This is a genomic window from Sphingopyxis lindanitolerans (assembly GCF_002993885.1).
Taxonomy (GTDB): Bacteria; Pseudomonadota; Alphaproteobacteria; order Sphingomonadales; family Sphingomonadaceae; genus Sphingopyxis; species Sphingopyxis lindanitolerans.
The window spans coordinates 4,018,377-4,036,014 of the sequence record NZ_CM009578.1 but is presented as its reverse complement, the minus strand read 5'-3'; the positions used below and the strand labels follow the sequence as shown (position 1 = coordinate 4,036,014).

General features: G+C 65.9%; 15 protein-coding genes and 1 tRNA gene. 9 read left to right on the top strand and 7 right to left on the bottom strand.

Features of this window, described 5'->3' with window-relative positions:
- Positions 1–133: 133 nt before the first annotated feature.
- Positions 134–1,471: a bifunctional folylpolyglutamate synthase/dihydrofolate synthase gene (locus CVO77_RS19060; RefSeq protein WP_106000428.1), complete on the top strand. Its 1,338-nt coding sequence runs from the start codon at positions 134–136 to the stop codon at positions 1,469–1,471.
- A 3-nt stretch (positions 1,472–1,474) separates the two neighbouring features.
- Here CVO77_RS19060 and CVO77_RS19055 read toward each other — a convergent pair whose 3' ends face one another.
- Both CVO77_RS19055 and CVO77_RS19050 read right to left on the bottom strand, forming a co-directional pair.
- Entirely contained in the window at positions 1,475–2,836 is a 1,362-nt protein-coding gene (locus tag CVO77_RS19055; protein WP_106000427.1) for an AmpG family muropeptide MFS transporter, read from the bottom strand.
- A gap of 96 nt (positions 2,837–2,932) precedes the next feature.
- Positions 2,933–3,370 carry a response regulator gene (locus CVO77_RS19050; protein WP_106000426.1) on the bottom strand — a complete coding sequence of 146 codons (438 nt, stop codon included), beginning with the start codon at positions 3,368–3,370 and terminating at the stop codon, positions 2,933–2,935.
- 154 nt (positions 3,371–3,524) lie between these two features.
- Here CVO77_RS19050 and CVO77_RS19045 point away from each other — a divergent pair, with 154 nt between their 5' ends.
- On the top strand, positions 3,525–4,367 hold the full coding sequence (locus CVO77_RS19045; protein WP_106000425.1) for a pseudouridine synthase: 843 nt from the start codon (positions 3,525–3,527) through the stop codon (positions 4,365–4,367).
- Complete coding sequence (gene rsmD, locus CVO77_RS19040; protein ID WP_106000424.1) at positions 4,367–4,909, top strand: 16S rRNA (guanine(966)-N(2))-methyltransferase RsmD; 543 nt, start codon at positions 4,367–4,369, stop codon at positions 4,907–4,909. The genes CVO77_RS19045 and rsmD overlap by 1 nt, the downstream gene beginning before the upstream one ends.
- 10 nt (positions 4,910–4,919) lie before the next feature.
- Here rsmD and CVO77_RS19035 read toward each other — a convergent pair whose 3' ends face one another.
- Complete coding sequence (locus CVO77_RS19035; RefSeq protein ID WP_242446202.1) at positions 4,920–6,182, bottom strand: MFS transporter; 1,263 nt, start codon at positions 6,180–6,182, stop codon at positions 4,920–4,922.
- A 215-nt stretch (positions 6,183–6,397) separates the two neighbouring features.
- Between CVO77_RS19035 and CVO77_RS19030 the strand changes: the two genes are divergently transcribed.
- Genes CVO77_RS19030 through CVO77_RS19015 form a run of 4 tightly spaced genes read left to right on the top strand, consistent with a single transcriptional unit; the run spans position 6,398 to position 11,654 of the window.
- Complete coding sequence (locus tag CVO77_RS19030; protein WP_106000423.1) at positions 6,398–7,258, top strand: Rossmann-like and DUF2520 domain-containing protein; 861 nt, start codon at positions 6,398–6,400, stop codon at positions 7,256–7,258.
- A 10-nt stretch (positions 7,259–7,268) separates the two neighbouring features.
- Positions 7,269–9,566, top strand: coding sequence for an ATP-dependent helicase (locus tag CVO77_RS19025; protein ID WP_242446019.1), 2,298 nt, complete (start codon positions 7,269–7,271; stop codon positions 9,564–9,566).
- A gap of 29 nt (positions 9,567–9,595) precedes the next feature.
- The gene (locus tag CVO77_RS19020) at positions 9,596–10,552 is read left to right on the top strand and encodes a DUF4349 domain-containing protein (RefSeq protein ID WP_106000422.1); all 957 of its coding nucleotides are present in this window, start codon (positions 9,596–9,598) and stop codon (positions 10,550–10,552) included.
- A gap of 52 nt (positions 10,553–10,604) precedes the next feature.
- Positions 10,605–11,654 (top strand): aspartyl/asparaginyl beta-hydroxylase domain-containing protein, encoded by a 1,050-nt coding sequence (locus CVO77_RS19015; RefSeq protein WP_242446018.1) that lies wholly within the window; start codon positions 10,605–10,607, stop codon positions 11,652–11,654.
- A 39-nt stretch (positions 11,655–11,693) separates the two neighbouring features.
- On the opposite strand, the gene CVO77_RS19010 is transcribed toward CVO77_RS19015, so the two are convergent.
- Complete coding sequence (locus CVO77_RS19010) at positions 11,694–12,548, bottom strand: cupin-like domain-containing protein (RefSeq protein WP_106000420.1); 855 nt, start codon at positions 12,546–12,548, stop codon at positions 11,694–11,696.
- 52 nt (positions 12,549–12,600) lie between these two features.
- Positions 12,601–12,676 (bottom strand) — tRNA-Ala (locus tag CVO77_RS19005).
- A gap of 93 nt (positions 12,677–12,769) precedes the next feature.
- On the opposite strand from CVO77_RS19005, the gene CVO77_RS19000 reads away from it, so the two are divergent.
- Positions 12,770–13,786 (top strand): NADP-dependent oxidoreductase, encoded by a 1,017-nt coding sequence (locus CVO77_RS19000; RefSeq protein ID WP_106000419.1) that lies wholly within the window; start codon positions 12,770–12,772, stop codon positions 13,784–13,786.
- A 119-nt stretch (positions 13,787–13,905) separates the two neighbouring features.
- Here the strand turns inward: CVO77_RS19000 and CVO77_RS18995 are convergent, their stop codons facing one another.
- Both CVO77_RS18995 and CVO77_RS18990 read right to left on the bottom strand, forming a co-directional pair.
- Complete coding sequence (locus tag CVO77_RS18995) at positions 13,906–15,303, bottom strand: DEAD/DEAH box helicase (RefSeq protein ID WP_106000418.1); 1,398 nt, start codon at positions 15,301–15,303, stop codon at positions 13,906–13,908.
- Between the two features lie 113 nt (positions 15,304–15,416).
- The gene (locus CVO77_RS18990) at positions 15,417–15,947 is read right to left on the bottom strand and encodes a hypothetical protein (protein ID WP_106000417.1); all 531 of its coding nucleotides are present in this window, start codon (positions 15,945–15,947) and stop codon (positions 15,417–15,419) included.
- 183 nt (positions 15,948–16,130) lie between these two features.
- Between CVO77_RS18990 and CVO77_RS18985 the strand changes: the two genes are divergently transcribed.
- Positions 16,131–17,555, top strand: a complete 1,425-nt coding sequence (locus CVO77_RS18985) for an FAD-binding oxidoreductase (protein WP_106000416.1) — start codon at positions 16,131–16,133, stop codon at positions 17,553–17,555.
- Positions 17,556–17,638: the final 83 nt, after the last annotated feature.

Genomic DNA, 17,638 nt, shown 5'->3' with positions numbered 1-17,638 from the left:
TCCTTCCCGACACGTCATTGCGAGGAGCGAAGCGACGCGGCAATCCCCAGCCCTCGGCATAGTGCCATGCCGAAGGCTGGAGATTGCTTCGCTCCGCTCGCAACGACGAATATCTGTTAAGCGGTATCCGACCATGCCCGACCACGCCCACAGCTCCGATCCCGCCGTTCAGGCGCAGCTCGATCGTCTTGCGATGCTGTCGCCAGGGCGCGATATCCTTGGGCTCGACCGCATCACCGAACTCTGCGCGCGGCTCGGCAATCCACAGGACAAGCTGCCGCCGGTGCTCCATGTCGCGGGCACCAACGGCAAGGGTTCGACCTGCGCGTTCCTGCGCGCCGCGATCGAGGCGGCGGGGCTGACGGCGCACGTCTATTCGAGCCCGCATCTCGTCCGCTTCAACGAGCGCATCCGGCTCTCGGGTTCGCTGATCGACGACGCGCTGCTCGCCGCGTTGCTCGGCGAGGTGCTCGACGTCGCCGAGGGGCTTGAGGCGAGCTTTTTCGAAGTCACGACCGCCGCCGCCTTCCTCGCCTTCGCGCGAACCCCCGCCGACGCCTGCATCGTCGAGGTTGGGCTTGGCGGGCGGCTCGACGCGACGAATATCATTGCGCACCCGGCGGTCTGCGGCATCGCCTCGCTCGGCATCGACCATGAGGCCTTTCTGCTCGCGCCAGAGGACAATGTGCCGACGGCCCCGCTCGACCGCATCGCCTTTGAAAAGGCGGGCATTGCGAAGGCGGGCGCACCGCTGGTGACGCAGGCCTATCCGTCCTCGGTGCGTGCCGAAGTCGCGAAGCAGGCGGCAAAGGCAGGTGCGATGGTGATCGATCGGGGCGACGCATGGGATGCAACGACCGACGACAGCGACGTCCATTACCGCGATGCACGCGGCACGCTCCGCCTGCCGCTTCCCGCGATGACGGGTTCGCACCAGGCGGACAATGCCGCGCTCGCCGTCGCGATGCTTCGTCATCAGGCGATGCTCGCCATTCCCGAAAGCGCCTTGGCCGAGGCGATGACGCGCGCGCACTGGCCGGCGCGACTGCCGCGCCTCGACGCGGGGCCGCTGGCCGCGATGCTGCCGCCGGGCGCGGCGCTCTGGCTCGACGGCGGCCATAATCCCGATGCGGGTGCGGCGCTGGCGAAGGCGCTCGCCGGTCGCCCGTCGCTGCACGTCATCTGCGGCCTGCTCGCGAACAAGGATGCGACCGGCTTCCTGCGCCCGTTCGCCGACAAGATCGCCTCGTTTCAGGCGGTGCCGATTCCGGGACACGAGCATCATGATCCGCTCGACCTCTGCCGCCGGGTCCAAAGCGAACTGGCGATCGCCGACGTGCAGCCTTGCGATAATGTCGTGGCTGCCCTGTCCTTCGTCCGCGGCCATCGCGGCCCCGCCGATGGGCTGATCTGCGGCTCGCTCTATCTGGCGGGCGAGGTGTTGCGGGCCAATGGGCAATCGCCCGACTGACGATCAGCCGGGCGTCGCTTTTTCGTCTACCCCTTCGACCTTGCCCGCCGAACCGACCGACAGATCGACCAGTCCGGTGCGCATCATCCACCAGAAAAGCAGGATACCCGGCACCGCCGCCGCGGTGGTAAGCAGGTAGAATTGGACATAGCCGAAGCTTTCGATCAGCCCCCCCGCAGTCGTGCCGGTGACGAAGCGCCCCACGATGCTGGCCGCCGAGGAAATCAGCGCATAATGCGCCGCGGTAAAGCGCAGATCGCAAAGCGCGGAGAAATAGGCGACGACGACGACGCCGCCGATCCCGCTCGCGAAATTCTCGAACCCGATCGCGCCCGCCATGCCCCAATTGCTGTGCCCGACCGCGGCGAGCGCGGCGAAGCTGAAATTCGACACCGCCATCAGGATCAGGCTGACCAGCACCGACCGCTTCATCCCCATGCGCGAATAGAGGATGCCGCCGACGAAGATGCCGATCAGATACGCCCAGAAACCGATGCCGACGTCATAGAGGGCGATCTCGTCGTTCGTGTAGCCGAGGTCGTCGAACAGCAGGCGGAACGTCAGGTTGGCGAGCGTGTCGCCGATCTTGTGGACGAGCACGAACAGCAGCACCAGCAGCGCGCCCTCTCGCTGAAAAAATTCGACGAAGGGCCCGATGATCGATTGGATGATCGCGCTTCCGCCCTTGCGCCGCGCGGGGTCGCGGTGCCGATCGGGCTCGCCAAGCCACAGCGCGGCGACCACCGCCGGAAGCGCGAAGAGCGCGCAGGCGAGATAGGCGGCCCCCCACCCGTGCCGTGCCGCGAGGTAAAGCGCGAGCGCGCCAGCGCCCGCGGACCCGATGCGCCAGCCATATTGGCTCATCCCCGATCCGATCCCGAGTTGCGCGGGCTTCAGCGTTTCGATGCGATAGGCATCGATCACGATGTCGAAGGTCGCGCCAGCGAAACCGACGAGGATCGCCGCAATTGCGGTCTGATAGATATCGGCCTTGGGATCCTGCAGCGCAAGGTTGGCGACAGCGGCCATCACGAGCACGGCAGCGAGGATGATCCACGATACGCGCTGACCGGCCCGGCCCAGAACGGGCAAGCGAACGCCATCGACCACCCACGACCAGAGTGGCTTGAGGTTGTAGACGAGGAAGGCGAGCGTGAAGGCGGTCACCGTTTTCTTGTCGATGCCGTCCTGCGCGAGGCGCGTCGTCAGCGTCGCGCCGATCATCGCGTAGGGAAAGCCCGAGGACACGCCGAGCAGGAAAGCCGCGACGGGCGCACGCTCCAGATAGGGCCGGATGCTGTCCAGCCAGCCCCGTGGCGCCGGCGTCACGCTGTCAGCTTGCAAATTCCGCTCTCCCCTTGGCATCCGATACGCAATGCCCGACCTGATCGATCATGGCCTAAAGCGTCGGGGACAAATTGGAAGCGGCTAATTCGAAAAGCACGCCGAAGCGCCGCGGCATTACGCCGCCTCGGGTCGCCAGAAGGTGACGAGGCCGTTGACCTTGCGCGGCGCCTTTTTCTTGCAGGTTATCGTCTCGACCGCTTTCACCGCAGAAAGTAGCGCCGAGGCGCTGTGCGGCTTGCCGAGGCAGGCGACCGCGATGTCTTCGGCATCGGCGGGGCACGTGCCGGTCACCAGCAGCACCGCGATGCCGCGGTCGCGGGCAAGCCGGGCGACTTCGCGCCCCGTCATATGGCCCGCAAGACCCAGGTCGAGGACGATCGCGTCGATCTGGGTCGAGGCGATCACCGCGACCGCGGCTTCACCCGAATCGACCGTCGCGACGATGTCATAGCCGCCGTGCTTCAGCGTCCGCTCGCTATCGAACGCGACCAGCGGGTCATCCTCGATGACCAGCAAGCGCTTGATGCACGACGGGCGAGACGCGAAGAGCATATGAACTCCCTTTAAGCTCGCCATGACTCGCTCCGGCCCATCCTGCAACATCGCTTGTGCTTGCCATCGACGAAGCGACATATTTCGGGCTATGAGCGTGATCACAAAGTCACACTCTGTGTCCAAAAACGACAAGAAAGCCGCACCCGTTCCCATGACCATCCGCCGTCCACCCCGCAGCGCGCCCCGTTCGGCGCCCTCCGATGCCCCCCGCGGACGCCGTGCCGCGCGCGGAGCCGCCGCGCCGCGCAAGCCCCAGGCCGAACCCGAACACGAGGATGGCCCGCAGCGCATCGCGAAACTGCTCGCCCGCGCCGGGGTCGGATCGCGCCGCGACGTCGAGCGGATGATCGAGGAAGGCCGCATCGCGCTGAACGGCGAAGTGATCGCGCAGCCCGCGCCGCTGCTTTCCTCGCTCGACGGGCTGACCGTCGATGGCAACCCGGTCGAAAAACCCGTCTCGACCCGCCTCTATCGTTTCTACAAGCCCGTCGGCTGCCTGACCGCGGCGCGCGACCCAAAGGGCCGCAAGACGATTTATGACGTGATGCCCAAGGGCCTGCCGCGCCTGATGCCGGTCGGGCGGCTCGATTATAATACCGAAGGCCTGCTGCTCCTCACCAACGACGGCGAATTCAAACGCCAGCTCGAACTGCCCGCGAGCGGGGTCGAGCGCACCTATCGCGCGCGCGCCTTTGGCGACATCAGCCAGGCGCAGCTCGAAGAACTCGTCCTCGGCATCGAGATCGACGGCATTCGCTATGGCAAGATCGACGCCAATCTCGAACGCCGCACCGGCCGCAACCAGTGGATCGAGATGACGCTGACCGAGGGCAAGAACCGCGAAGTTCGCCGCGTCCTCGAACATCTCGGCCTCCAGGTCAGCCGCCTCATCCGCACCCGCTACGGGCAGTTTACCGTCGAGGAACTCGATGTGGGGCAGGTCGAGGTCGTCGCACGCGACGCGCTGTTCCAGTTCCGGCGTCGGCTCGGCTGATGCGCGTCATCGCCGGCGAATGGCGCGGCCGCAAACTGGTCGCACCGCGGAATGACGCGACGCGCCCCACCGCCGACCGCACGCGCGAGACGCTCTTCTCGATGCTGACGAGCCGCGTGGGCAGTTTCGAGGGACTCTATGTCGCCGACCTTTTCGCGGGGTCGGGGGCGCTCGGCATCGAAGCGCTGTCGCGCGGTGCCGCGCATTGCCTGTTCGGCGAGCAGGACCGCGACGCGCTCGACGCACTGCGGAGCAATCTCGCGGCGCTCGGTGCGGCGCCGCGCGCCGATGTTCGCGCCGGATCGGTTCTCGCGCTCGGCCCCGCGCGGCGCAGCTTCGATCTGCTGCTGATCGACGCGCCGTATGAGACTGGCGCGGGCAGCGTTGCGCTCGACAAGCTGAACCGGCTCGGCTGGATCGGCCCCGAAAGCTGGGTTTCGATCGAGACCGGCGGCAAGGAAGCCGTCGAAGTCGCGGGGTTCGCGATCGACGCCGAGCGCCGCGTCGGCAAGGCGAAGCTGACGATATTGCGCCCCGAATAGCGGTGTTTCGCTATTCGGCGGCTTTGCCCCGCACCATCCGCAACCCGATCCAGCTCACGACCCCGGCGAGCGCGAGATACAGCCCCACCACGTCGGTTCCGCGCCAATCGCTCAAGGCCTGCGCGATGATCGGCGCGAGCGCGCCGCCCAATATGCCGCCGGCGTTGAAGGTCACCGATGCGCCGGTATAGCGCACGCGCACCGGGAACAGCGCGGTCAGCCAGCTTCCGAGCGGACCATAGACCAGGCCCATCACGAACAGCGCCGACGCGAGCCCGGCGAAGATGATCGGCCAGCTTCCCGACGCAAGCGACGGCCCGAACAGCAAGCCGATGAGGATCGTCGCGCCGCATCCCCAGGTCAGCACGCGCTGCGGGCTCGACGCATCGCTCGCATAGCCCGCGAATATGATACCGCCCGCCATGAACAGGATCGCGCCGAGCTGGACGAGCAGGAAGGTCTCCTTCGGATAACCGAGCGTCGTCGTCCCGTGCGCGAGCGCGAAACTGGTCGCGAGATAGAAGATCGCGAAACAGGCGACGACCGCGAAGGTGCCCGCGAACGTCGTGACGAGATGATGGCGAAACAGCTCGCCGAGCGGAATGGCGACCGGCGCCTCCTTCTCCAGCGCCGCGGCAAAATCCGGCGTCTCGCCGATCTTCAGCCGCACCCACAGCCCCAGGGCGACAAGCACCGCCGAAAAGAGAAAGGGGATTCGCCAGCCCCAGCGGGCGAAATCGGCGTCGCTCAAAAACACTCCGAGCAGCAGGAACAGTCCGTTTGCGGCGATAAAGCCGACCGGCGCGCCCAATTGCGGGAACATGCCGAAGCGCGACTTCCATCCGGGCGGCGCATTTTCGACCGCGAGCAGCGCCGCGCCGCCCCATTCACCGCCGAGCCCCAGCCCTTGCCCGAACCGCAGGATGCAGAGCAGCAGCGGCGCGACCCAGCCGACCATCGCATAGGTGGGCAGGAAGGCGATCAGCAGCGTCGACGCGCCCATCAGCATCAGCGAGGCGACCAGCGTTGACTTGCGCCCGATGCGGTCGCCATAATGACCAAAGACGATCGCGCCCACCGGCCGCGCCAGAAAGGCGAGCCCGAAACTCATGAAGCTGAACATCAGCTGCGCCGACGGCGATTCGGCGGGAAAGAAGAGCGGCCCGATCACCAGCGCCGCGGCGGTGGCATAGATATAGAAATCATAAAATTCGACCGCGGTGCCGACAAGGCTCGCGGTCAGGATGCGCCGGTTCGCGCGATAGGGTGCCAAATCCACGGGCAACGTCCCTTCCCTTGTTTCGTCGGCTTTTCGTCGGCGCCGCTTTGGACGGATTGGACGGGGTTGCGCAAGGCGGAATAGCGGCGGGGAGAATGCCTGCGGAATAATATGCAAAGATCCGTCGCCCCCGCCTTCGCGGGGGTGACGGTCATTTTGCGCGTTCAGATGGTTGGCGAAACGGTTTCAGCCACGGTAGAGGCAATCCCATGACCGCATATAATCAGATCGGCATCGTTGGCGCGGGCCGCGTCGCGCAGGCGCTGGCGCTTGCTCTCACGCAGCATTCGGTCCGGCGGCCGCTGCTGTGGACGCGATCGCCTGACAAGGCCCGCGCCGTCGCCCACGCGGTTGCAGCGCCGCGGCTGAACGATCTCGCAAGCGGCTGCGATGTCATCGCTATCGCGGTCTCCGACGACGCACTCGAAGCCGTAGCTGCCGACCTCGCGGCCGCCTTGCCCGCGCGTGCCGCGCCCTTCGTTTTTCACGTCAGCGGCGCCAGCGGCGCCGCGATCCTCGATCCGCTGCGCGACGTTGGAGCGCTGACCGCGGCGATCCATCCAGCGATGACCTTTACCGGCGATGCGCGAAGCGAGGTCGAGCGCATGGCGCGGGCGCGCTTCGCGATCACGGGTTCCTCGCCGCAGGCCAGCGACGCCGCGCGGCAGATCGTCGGTCTGCTCGGCGGCATCGCGGTCGACATAAAGGAGGAACGCCGCCCGCTCTATCATGCCGCGCTCTGCCACGCCTCCAACCATCTGGTGACGGTGATGACGGGCGCGTCGCACGCGCTGACCGCGGCGGGGGTCGACGACCCCGCGGCGCTGCTTGCGCCCCTTGTTCGCGCGGCGCTCGAAAACAGCCTGGAACGCGGCTTCGCGGCCTTGTCGGGGCCGCTGCTGCGCGGGGACGACCAGACCGTCGCGGGGCATCTGGCCGCGCTCACCGCCCATTGCCCCGACCTGCTTCCCGCCTATCGCGCGATGGCGCTTGCGACGCTCGACGAATTGGGGCGGCGCGAGCCGTCGAGGCTTCGCCGCGCACTGGACAGCACCGCCGCTGTTCCCTAATCGTTCGCGCGTGAACACGCCCATTGCTCCTTTACCCGACGCATCGGATCCGCCCTACCTGCGCGGTCTCAACGGTCCGCAGCGGCAAGCGGTGCTGACGACCGAGGGGCCGGTGCTGATGCTCGCGGGCGCGGGCACCGGCAAGACCGCGGCGCTGACCGCCCGCCTCGCTCACATCATCGCGACGCGCCGCGCCTGGCCGTCCGAGATTCTCGCCGTCACCTTCACCAACAAGGCGGCGCGCGAGATGCGCGAGCGGATCGGGCGGATGATCGGCGACGCGGTCGAGGGGATGCCGTGGCTCGGCACCTTTCACAGCATCGCGGCGAAGATGCTCCGCCGTCACGCCGAACTGGTCGGGCTGCAAAGCAATTTCACCATCCTCGACACCGACGACCAGCTTCGCGTGCTCAAACAGCTCATCCAGGCCGAGGGGCTCGACGAAAAACGCTGGCCGGCGCGCCAGCTTGCCGGGCTGATCGACAAATGGAAGAACCGCGGCCTCGTGCCGGGCGACCTCGATGCCGCCGACCGCGAAGCCTATGCCGATGGCAAGGGCCAGCATTTCTACGCCCTCTACCAGGCCCGGCTGAAAACGCTGAATGCCTGCGATTTCGGCGACCTGCTGCTCCACATGCTGGTGATCCTGAAAACCCACCGCGACGTGCTCGAACATTTTCAGAACCGCTTCAAATATATCCTCGTCGACGAATATCAGGACACCAACGCCAGCCAATATCTCTGGCTCCGCCTGCTGGCGCAGACCCGGAAGAATATCTGCTGCGTCGGCGACGACGACCAGTCGATCTATTCATGGCGCGGCGCCGAGGTGGCGAACATCCTGCGCTTTGAAAAGGATTTCCCCGGCGCGACGGTGATCCGCCTCGAACAAAATTATCGCTCGACCCCGCAAATCCTTGCCGCCGCTTCGGCGCTGATCGCGCAGAATTCGGACCGGCTCGGCAAGACGCTGTGGACCGACCTTGAACCCGGCGACAAGCTGCGCGTCGTCGGCGTATGGGACGGGCCGGAGGAAGCGCGGCGGATCGGCGAGGAGCTGGAAACGCTCCAGCACCGCAAGATCAGCCTCGACCGCACCGCCATCCTCGTCCGCGCCCAGTTCCAGACGCGCGAGTTCGAGGATCGCTTTATCGCGATCGGCATGCCCTATCGTATCGTCGGCGGCTATCGCTTCTACGAACGCGCCGAAATCCGCGACGCGCTCGCCTATCTGCGCCTTGTCCAGTCGCCCGCCGACGATCTGGCGTTCGAGCGCATCGTCAACGTCCCCAAGCGCGGGCTCGGCGACAAGGCGCTCGCGCGTATCCATCAATATGCACGGCATGAGCGCGCGCCGCTGTTCCACGCCGCGGCCCGGATTACCGAGACCGACGAGCTGACCCCGCAGGCGCGGCGCCAGCTCGCGAACTTCGTTGCACTGATGCGCGGTTGGCAGGGCAAGGCGAACGCGCTGTCGCACCCCGAACTGACTCAGCTCATCCTCGACGAATCGGGCTATACCGCGATGCTCCAGGCCGATCGCAGCGTCGAGGCGGCGGGGCGGCTCGAGAATCTCTCCGAACTCGTCCGGGCGATGGAGGAGTATGAAACGCTCGAAGAATTCCTCGAGCATGTCAGCCTCGTCATGGATCGCGATCAGAATGACGACACCGAAACCGTCACGATCATGACGATCCACGCGGCGAAGGGCCTCGAATTCGATCATGTCTTCCTTGCCGGCTGGGAAGATGGCGTCTTCCCCTCGCAGCGTTCGATGGACGAAGGCGGCACCGCGAGCCTCGAGGAGGAACGCCGCCTCGCCTATGTCGCCATCACCCGCGCCCGCCAGCGCGCGACCATCTATCACGCCGCCAACCGCCGCATCTACGGCCAGTGGATGAGCAGCATCCCCAGCCGCTTCATCGGCGAAATCCCGCCCGAGCATGTCGACAGCGAAAACAGCTTCGGCGGCGGGGCCAGCCTGTGGCGCGCCAATTGGTCGGCGCAGGGCGACCCCTTCGCGCATGTCGCGGAGCGCAACCCCGCGCGCACGATGACGCGCGGCCCGGCGTGGCAGCGCGCGGTCGCCTCTTCATCGACCGTCACGCGCGCCCCCGTCCCCAGCGAGCGCGCGCCTGCCGCTTCGGTCGGTGCGAAACCGCGCTCCGATCTCGCGATCGGGATGCGCGTGTTTCATGAGAAATTCGGTTACGGCGAAATCATGGATGTCGACGGCAACAAGCTGGAGGTCGAATTCGATCAGGCAGGCAGCAAACGGGTTCTGGACAGCTTTGTGCAAGCCGCCTGAATTTTATTGTCAACTACATTACTTATGATATGTCACCCCACGCGGCCAACGAGTCGCGTTTTGGGAGAGTATCTATGCAAAATAAGCTCTTAGCGGGCGCGATGGCGCTCGCCCTTGTCGGCTGCTCCGAACAATCAGCCGACGATGCCGCATCGAATGACATCCCTTCCGCCGCAGCAACGAGCGAAGCCGACAGCGCGGCCGATGCCGCCCGCACGCCCCGGATCGGCATGGAGGCCGCGCCCGGCGTCGCTTTCGATTATTCCTATATATTTCGCCTTGCCGACGATCGCATCTCGAAGGTTCAGGAGCAGCATGCCGCCGCCTGCGAAACGCTTGGCGTCCAGCGTTGCCGCATTGTCGATGTCCGCTATCAACTCACCGACGAAAAGCTCGTCGAGGCGCAGACCCAGTTCAAGCTCGACCCCGGCATCGCGCGCAAATTCGGTGCGGGCGCCATAGCGAGCGTTGAAAAAGCCGAAGGCGTTTTGGCCGATGCCAGCATCGCGGGCGAAGATGTCGGCACACAAATCCTCGCCTCGCAGCAACGAAGCGCGGGTTCGGAGGCCGAAATTGCGCGGCTCGAACAACGGTTGAAATCGGGCGGGCTCGACAAGCGCGAGCGCGCTGAAATTCTTGCGCAGATCGGCCAGCTACGCGGACAAGTCGGCGACGAACGCCAAAACCGTCGCAGCGGCGAAGCGCGGATCGCATGGACGAGCGTCGCCTTCAATTATGTCAGCGACGGCGGGCTGCCCGGCATCGGCCGCGAAAACCCCTTCGCCAATGCGGGCGAGACCCTGATGCGCAGCGGCGGCACCGCGTTGACCTTCGTTCTGACGCTGGGTGCGGCCATCTTGCCATGGGGCATAGTCGCCGCGCTGATCATCGCCTTCTGGCGCAGCCGCTTCCTTGTCGCCGTCCGCCGCCAGCTTCGGGGCGAAACCTCCGAGGCGCGCGATCCTGTCGTCCCGCCCGCAAGCTGACACCGACAGGGCGTCGCTTGCAAAGGGCCGGTGCGACGTTATGGCTTTGGTCATGACGGGGCAGACGACATGGCTGGACCAGGCACGCGACGCCCATCGCCGTGACGATGTCGCGGCGGAAACGGCCATACTCGACACCGCGATCCGCGCCGACCGCGGGAATATTGCGGCACAGCTGGCAATGGCGGAGCTTAAACGCCGCCTGGGGGACGAGCGCGCGGCGGGCAGTTTCTATCGCCTCGCGCTCGGCACGGCGACGCAAGCCCAGAATGTGCCCCCCGCCCTGCATCCCGGCCTTCAGCGCGCCGAACAATTTCTTGCCGCGACCGAACGCACCTTCGCCGATCATCTGCTCGGCCAGTTGCGCGAGGCGGGGATCGACACGCGGTCGGCCAGCCCGCGCGTGGCCGAAGCCTTGCGCATGCTGGCCGGCGAACAACCGCTCTATCTGCAACAGCCGAGCATGTTCTATTTCCCCGGTCTGGCGCAGCGCCCCTTCTTCGACCGCGCCGATTTCGAATGGGTTCCGGCGGTCGAGGCAGCGACCGATGCGATCCGCGCCGAATTACTGGTGCTGATCGACCAATCCGCCGACCGGTTCGCGCCCTATGTCACCGCCAGCGCCGACCGGCCGCCGCCGAACAACCCACTGCTCGACAAGCCCGACTGGGGGGCGGCGTGGCTATGGAAGGACGGCGTCGTCGCCGAAGGCATGGCGGACCTTTGCCCACAGACGCTCGCGGCGCTGGCCCATGCGCCGCAGCCGGTGATTCCGGGCCGTGCGCCCCTCGCCCTTTTTTCGCGACTGACCCCCGGCACGCACATCCAGCCGCATCATGGCATGCTCAATACGCGGTTGATCTGTCACCTGCCGTTGGTCATTCCCGATGGCTGCGGCCTGCGGGTCGGCGCCAAGACCCGCGAATGGCATATGGGCGAGTTGACGATATTCGACGACAGCTTCGAGCATGAAGCCTGGAATCGCGGCGCCAGCGACCGCAGCGTGCTGCTGTTCGAAATCTGGCGCCCCGATATCGACGCCGACGAGCGCGGCCAGTTGGCGCGCATCTTCGCGGCGATCGACACTTATGGCGAAGCATAAGGTTTTTCGAGAAAGAGACGAACCCGATTGATTTCGGGTCTAGCCGCCGCGCGCCTCGATCCGCGCCAGCGCGCGCTGGGCATAGGATTTCAGACGATTGTTTTGCGGATAGAGGCGCGGCGCCGCTGGGTTCAGCCCGCGCGCGCGCAACCGGCGGTTGAACCGGCAGGCATCGGCATGGTGAAAGCTCCACTCGCTGCGCCACGTCAGCGACAGCGATACCGAAACATCGTCGTGCGTCTGGACCCAGTGCGGCGCGAGTATGGGGACATAGATCGCCTCGCCCGGCGAAATGTCGATGGCCCGCCCCCGCGCCGCCCATTCGTCGCGCCAGGGCAGGTTACGCGGCCCCCCGGCAAAATATTGCTCGAAGAAGGGCTGGCCGATGATGTCCGGATCGGCGGGCGGAAACAGCGTCATCGTCTTCGACCCGCGCGCCTGGAACAATATATTATATTCGGGGTCGAAATGCAGCGGGGTCACCGCCCGCGGAGAGGAGATGAAGATAAAGCCTTCCAGACGCATCATCGCCCCCGTGCGGGGTTCGACCACCGGCTCGATCTCGGCCAGCACCTCGCGCATCAGGGCGGCGTAGGCCGCGTCCTGATCGACGGTCTTGAGCAAGACCCACGATCCGCATTCATCGATCCGCGCAATCGTATCCGCCACCGAAAGGCCGTTGGCGGGAATATCGGCATTGCGGATACCCAGCGGCAGATCGACCGCCGCATTATGCTCCAGGCTTTCGGGACGCAGCCGACCGGCAAGCTCCAGCAAGGCGCCGAGTTCCAGCAACGGATGACCGGCAATCTGGTGCGTCAGATGCGTCGGCACGCCAGGGTAGGCCGCGTTGAAGGCCGCATGCGCATCGCTGGAAAAGATCGGACCCACCATGCGTCTCGCCTACGGCATCCAGGTAAAACAATGGTTAGGGCCAAAAGGTCGCTGGTGGAGCCGAGGGGAATCGAACCCCTGACCTCTGCAGTGCGATTGCAGCGCTCTCCCATCTGAGCTACGGCCCCGCGACCGGGCGGCTCTTAGCGATACTGGTTGACAGTGGCAACGGCTTTTCTGACGATTGTCGCCGCGACCGGAAAAATTGGGGAGTGGGGACTATGAGCAAGGCCTGGCATTTGATCCGCCGTCCGCAAGGACTGCCGTCGCGGGACGATTTCGCGCTGCGCGAGCTTCCCGACGAACCGCTCGAAGCCGACCAGCTTCGCATCCGCAACCTCTGGCTCTCGGTCGATCCCTATATGCGCGGGCGAATGAACGACGCGAAAAGCTATGCGGCGGGATTCCAGCTCGACCAGCCGATGACCGGCGGCGCGATCGGCGAGGTGCTTGAAAGCCGGATGGAGGGTTTCGCCCCCGGCGACCTGATCCTCCATATGGGCGGCTGGCGCGACGGCGGGATCATCGGGCTCGACATGATGCCGAACAGGCTGCCCGCCGACCTGCTGGCGACGGGCCTTTCGCCGCAGACCTTTCTCCACAATATGGGTCTGACCGGCGGAACGGCCTGGATCGGCCTGCTCCGCATCGCGGCGGCCAGGCCCGGCGACACGGTCTTCGTTTCAGCGGCGGCGGGCGCGGTCGGTTCGGCCGTGGTCCAGATCGCCAAGGCGCGCGAGATGACGGTCATCGGCTCGGCGGGCGGCGCGGAAAAAGGCCGGTGGGTCGATGACCTCGGCGCCGATGCGGTGATCGACTACAAGGCCGGCCCCGTCTTGCCACAGCTTGCCGCGGCGCTCGAACGGCTCGGCAAGCCGGGGATCGACGTCTATTTCGACAATGTCGGTGGCGAGCATCTCGACGCCGCTTTCGCGACCGCCAATGATTTCGCGCGCTTCGCGATCTGCGGAATGATCGATGTCTACAACGACGGCAAGGCGCAGGAGATGAGCTATCTGGTCCGCACCATCCCGGCGCGCATCCGCATGGAAGGCTTTATCTACACCGACCAGTTCATCGATTGCGCCGAGGAATTCTACGCCGATATGGGTGGGCTGATCGCAAGCGGCGCCGTCCTGATGCGCGAGACGGTGCGCGACGGGCTGGACGCGGCGCCGGACGCATTCCTCGGCCTGTTTTCCGGCGAGAATATCGGCAAGATGCTCGTCCGGTTGTAAAGCAAGGCGCGTCCATTGACAGCCGTCGCCCCCGCGAAGGCGGGGGCCGCTGTCAGTTTCCGCAGCGATGGAGAGCAAGGCCGATTGCGGCCCCCGCCTTCGCGGGGGCGACGGCCATGTCAGTTCCCGAAACCGACCGACAGGAATCCCGGCATCGGACCGTTCCAGCCATCGTCGGGACCGTCATCGTCCTGCCGCGACGCCGGCGCGGGCTTGCGGCTTTCGGCCTTCTTCGGCGCCGATGCGGGTGCCGGCGCAGGCTTCGCCGGCTTCGCCGGCTTCTCGGCGCGCTTAGGCTCCTTGTCGCCCTTCGGTTCCGAACGACGTCCGCGTTCGGAGCGGGCACCGCGTCGCGGTTCGCGCTGCTCGTCGTTTTCGCGCTCGGGCCGCGCATCCGCAGCCTTGCCCGTGCCGTGAACCGGGATTTGGTAGCCGGTCAGCTTCTGGATATTGTCGATCGCTTCGTCGTCCGACGGTGTCACCAGCGTGAAGGCCCTGCCCTGAGCGCCCGCGCGGCCCGTGCGGCCGATGCGGTGGACATAGTCGTCGGGGTGCCAGGGCGCATCGAAATTGAAGACGTGGCTGACGCCCTTTACGTCGAGCCCGCGCGCGGCGACGTCCGATGCGACCAATATGTTGATCGTCCCCGCCTTGAAGCGGTCGAGTTCGGCGATGCGGCTCGACTGGTCCATGTCGCCGTGGATTTCACCGGCCTTGTAGCCGTAACGCTGAAGCGATTTCGCGAGGTCGCGCACCGTCGTCTTGCGGTTGCAAAAGATGATCGCGGTGCCGACGTTCTCGGATTCGATCAGGGCGCGAACCGTGTCGCGCTTGCCGCGCTCCGACGTCTTGACCACGAATTGCTCGATATTCTCGTTGCGGCTTGCCGGACGCGCGACCTCGATCGTTTTCGGATTCGAGAGGAACTTGTCCGCCAGCTTCTTGATCGGCGGCGGCATCGTCGCCGAAAAAAGCAGCGTCTGGCGATTCGCCGGCAGCTTGGTGCAGATATTTTCGATATCGGGGATGAAGCCCATGTCGAGCATGCGGTCGGCTTCGTCGATCACGAGCAGATTGCAACCGGTGAGCAGGATCTTGCCGCGCTCGAACAGATCCATCAGGCGGCCCGGTGTCGCGATGAGAACGTCGACGCCCTTTTCGAGCGCCTTGACCTGATCGCCCATCTGCACGCCGCCGATCAGCAGCGCCATCGACAGCTTGTGATACTTGCCGTAATTTTCAAAATTCTCCGCGACTTGCGCCGCCAATTCGCGCGTCGGCTCGAGGATGAGCGAGCGCGGCATCCGCGCGCGAGCACGGCCGTGGGCGAGAATGTCGATCATCGGCAGCACGAAGGACGCGGTCTTGCCCGTCCCTGTCTGCGCGATGCCGATCATGTCGCGCATCATCAGCACCGAAGGGATCGCGCCAGCCTGGATCGGCGTCGGCTCGTCATAGCCCGACTCGGTCACGGCACGCAAAAGTTCATCGGAAAGGCCGAGGTCGGCAAATTTCATAAGGGCAAAGTGTCCGGAAAAAGGGTTCAGCACGGCGACCCGCGAGCGCCATCGCTGCGGCGCCCTTGCGGAAGTGGGGACGAAAAGTCAAGGAAAGGCGTTGATTGCCGCGATCAATCGTCGTCGCGCACGACGGGAACCAGCAGGCGGAATTTCTTGATCTGGCATTTGGCGCCAGTTCGGGCGTGAATCTCGTCCCGATCCTCGCAAAGCTGCCCATCCTTGGTGCCTTGCATATAGAAGCCCGCGTAGAAATCGAGCCCGCGGCACCCGCGGTTAAGCTCGGCGCGCAGGCGCTGCCTCTGGCGCGTGATCAGGTCGATGCTGTCATGCTCGGTCGCCTGCATCCCCATGATATTCCGCATGGCGACGCATTTCGGGGCCTTTTTTTCCTTCCACTCGACCGGAATCTGCCGAGTCCGCGCCTGAGGCGCAGGAGCGGCGGAAAAATTGTTCAGCGGCGAGCGCTGCGCCGGAACACGGATGATCAGCCGCTGCTCGATCACCATCTGCCAAAAGCCCGCGGTCGACTCCCCCGGCGCCGGAATCGACAGGGTGACGAGGGGTTCGGGCGGAGTCGACGACATCGCCGTGTCCGCGGCGGGCGCCCAGATCATCGCCAGCAGGGCGGCGAGGGTCAGCACGGCTGCGCTGCCGTCCTTCCGGCGCCCTGACAGAAGATGATGTCCACCCGCAACTCCCGCTTCGATGCTGGACGAAAAGCCGTCAATCGTCCATCGCCCCCTTTAACGCCCCTGATTGAACATCAAATGAATTGCTGTCGAGACCCCTATGGTCGGCCGATATCGATTTTCCGGAGTTCCGCCATGCCGCATCCCCCTTCTCCCGCGCTGCTCGCGAAGCTCGCCGAGCTTTTGGGACCAAAGGGTTTCAGCACCGAGCCCGACGTCCTGGCGCCGTGGCTTACCGACTGGCGCGGCAAATATCACGGGCAAGCAGCCGCCATGCTGTCGCCCGCGACCACTGCGGAGGTCGCCGCGGTGGTCGGCCTCTGCGCAGCCGAAGGCGTCGCGCTCGTCCCGCAGGGGGGCAACAGCGGCATGGTCGGCGGCGCGACGCCCGATGCGTCGGGGCAGCAATTGCTGCTGAGCCTGCGGCGCATGAACCGGATCCGGACGCTCGACACGACGGCCCGGATCGTCGTCGCCGAAGCGGGCGTCATCCTCGAAAATCTTCACCACACCGTACTCGACAAAGGGCTGCGTTTCCCGCTGACGCTGGGCGGCAAGGGGTCGGCGACGGTCGGCGGGCTCGTCTCGACCAACGCGGGCGGAACCCAGGTGCTGCGCCACGGCACGATGCGCGCACTCGTCGCGGGGATCGAGGCGGTGCTGCCTGACGGCCGCATCTTCGAGGGACTCGCGCCGCTCAAGAAGGATAATCGCGGCTATGATCTGCGCCATCTGTTCTGCGGTGCCGAAGGCACGCTGGGGGTGGTGACCGCGGCGAGCCTGCACCTCGTTCCCGCCAGCGCGGCGCGCCAGACGGCCTGGATCGGTCTCGATTCGCCCGACGCCGCGCTGTTGCTGCTCCGCCGCCTCGACGCGGCGCTCGGCGACGCGCTCGAAGGGTTCGAGATCGTGTCGAACCCGGTCCTCGACGCGGTGCTGCGCCACATTCCCCAGACCCGCCGTCCGCTCGCCCAACCCAGCCCATGGTATGCGCTTGTCGAGCTGGCGGGGGACGATTCCTCCGCGCTCGGCGAACAGCTGGAACGCGAACTGGCGGCGGCGCTGGACGCCGACCTGATCCACGATGTCGCACTGGCAAAGAACGACCGGGAAAGCGAGGATTTCTGGCGCCTTCGCGATTCCATCTCGGAGGCCGAGCGCGCCGAAGGCCCGGCGTTGCAGCATGATATCAGCGTTCCGGTCGACCTGATGCCGCGCTTCATCGCCGATAACCCTGCCCGGCTCGCCGCCGTCTTTCCGGGCATCCGTACCGCTTCGTTCGGACATCTGGGCGACGGCAACATCCATTATCATGTCCAGCCGCCCGAACGCGCCGACGGCGCCGCGTGGCTCGCCGAACATGGCGCGGCGGCGAGCCGGCTCGTCTACGCCCATGTCGTCGAACTCGGCGGTTCGATTTCGGCCGAGCATGGCATCGGGCAGTTGAAGCGCGACATATTGGCCGAACTCGACAGTCCGGCGCGGCTGGCTGCGCTCCACGGAATCAAGACGGGACTCGACCCCGCCGGATTGTTCAATCCGGGGAAACTGATCGGCTGATTGCGACGCCGCCCCGCACCATCGCCCCTTGCGCCGCGCTGCACCTGCCAATATGGCGCGCCATCAGTCCTTTTGCCTCGACA

What these genes read in the sequence shown, in the direction of transcription:
- CVO77_RS19045 (WP_106000425.1), top strand. Translation starts at nt 3,525, where the DNA reads ATGACCATCCGCCGTCCACCCCGCAGCGCGCCCCGTTCGGCGCCCTCC.
- CVO77_RS19015 (WP_242446018.1), top strand. Translation starts at nt 10,605, where the DNA reads ATGACGGGGCAGACGACATGGCTGGACCAGGCACGCGACGCCCATCGC.
- CVO77_RS19060 (WP_106000428.1), top strand. Translation starts at nt 134, where the DNA reads ATGCCCGACCACGCCCACAGCTCCGATCCCGCCGTTCAGGCGCAGCTC.
- CVO77_RS18985 (WP_106000416.1), top strand. Translation starts at nt 16,131, where the DNA reads ATGCCGCATCCCCCTTCTCCCGCGCTGCTCGCGAAGCTCGCCGAGCTT.
- CVO77_RS19010 (WP_106000420.1), bottom strand. Translation starts at nt 12,548, where the DNA reads ATGGTGGGTCCGATCTTTTCCAGCGATGCGCATGCGGCCTTCAACGCG.
- CVO77_RS18995 (WP_106000418.1), bottom strand. Translation starts at nt 15,303, where the DNA reads ATGAAATTTGCCGACCTCGGCCTTTCCGATGAACTTTTGCGTGCCGTG.
- CVO77_RS19055 (WP_106000427.1), bottom strand. Translation starts at nt 2,836, where the DNA reads ATGCCAAGGGGAGAGCGGAATTTGCAAGCTGACAGCGTGACGCCGGCG.
- CVO77_RS19030 (WP_106000423.1), top strand. Translation starts at nt 6,398, where the DNA reads ATGACCGCATATAATCAGATCGGCATCGTTGGCGCGGGCCGCGTCGCG.
- CVO77_RS19020 (WP_106000422.1), top strand. Translation starts at nt 9,596, where the DNA reads ATGTCACCCCACGCGGCCAACGAGTCGCGTTTTGGGAGAGTATCTATG.
- CVO77_RS19000 (WP_106000419.1), top strand. Translation starts at nt 12,770, where the DNA reads ATGAGCAAGGCCTGGCATTTGATCCGCCGTCCGCAAGGACTGCCGTCG.
- rsmD (WP_106000424.1), top strand. Translation starts at nt 4,367, where the DNA reads ATGCGCGTCATCGCCGGCGAATGGCGCGGCCGCAAACTGGTCGCACCG.
- CVO77_RS19050 (WP_106000426.1), bottom strand. Translation starts at nt 3,370, where the DNA reads ATGCTCTTCGCGTCTCGCCCGTCGTGCATCAAGCGCTTGCTGGTCATC.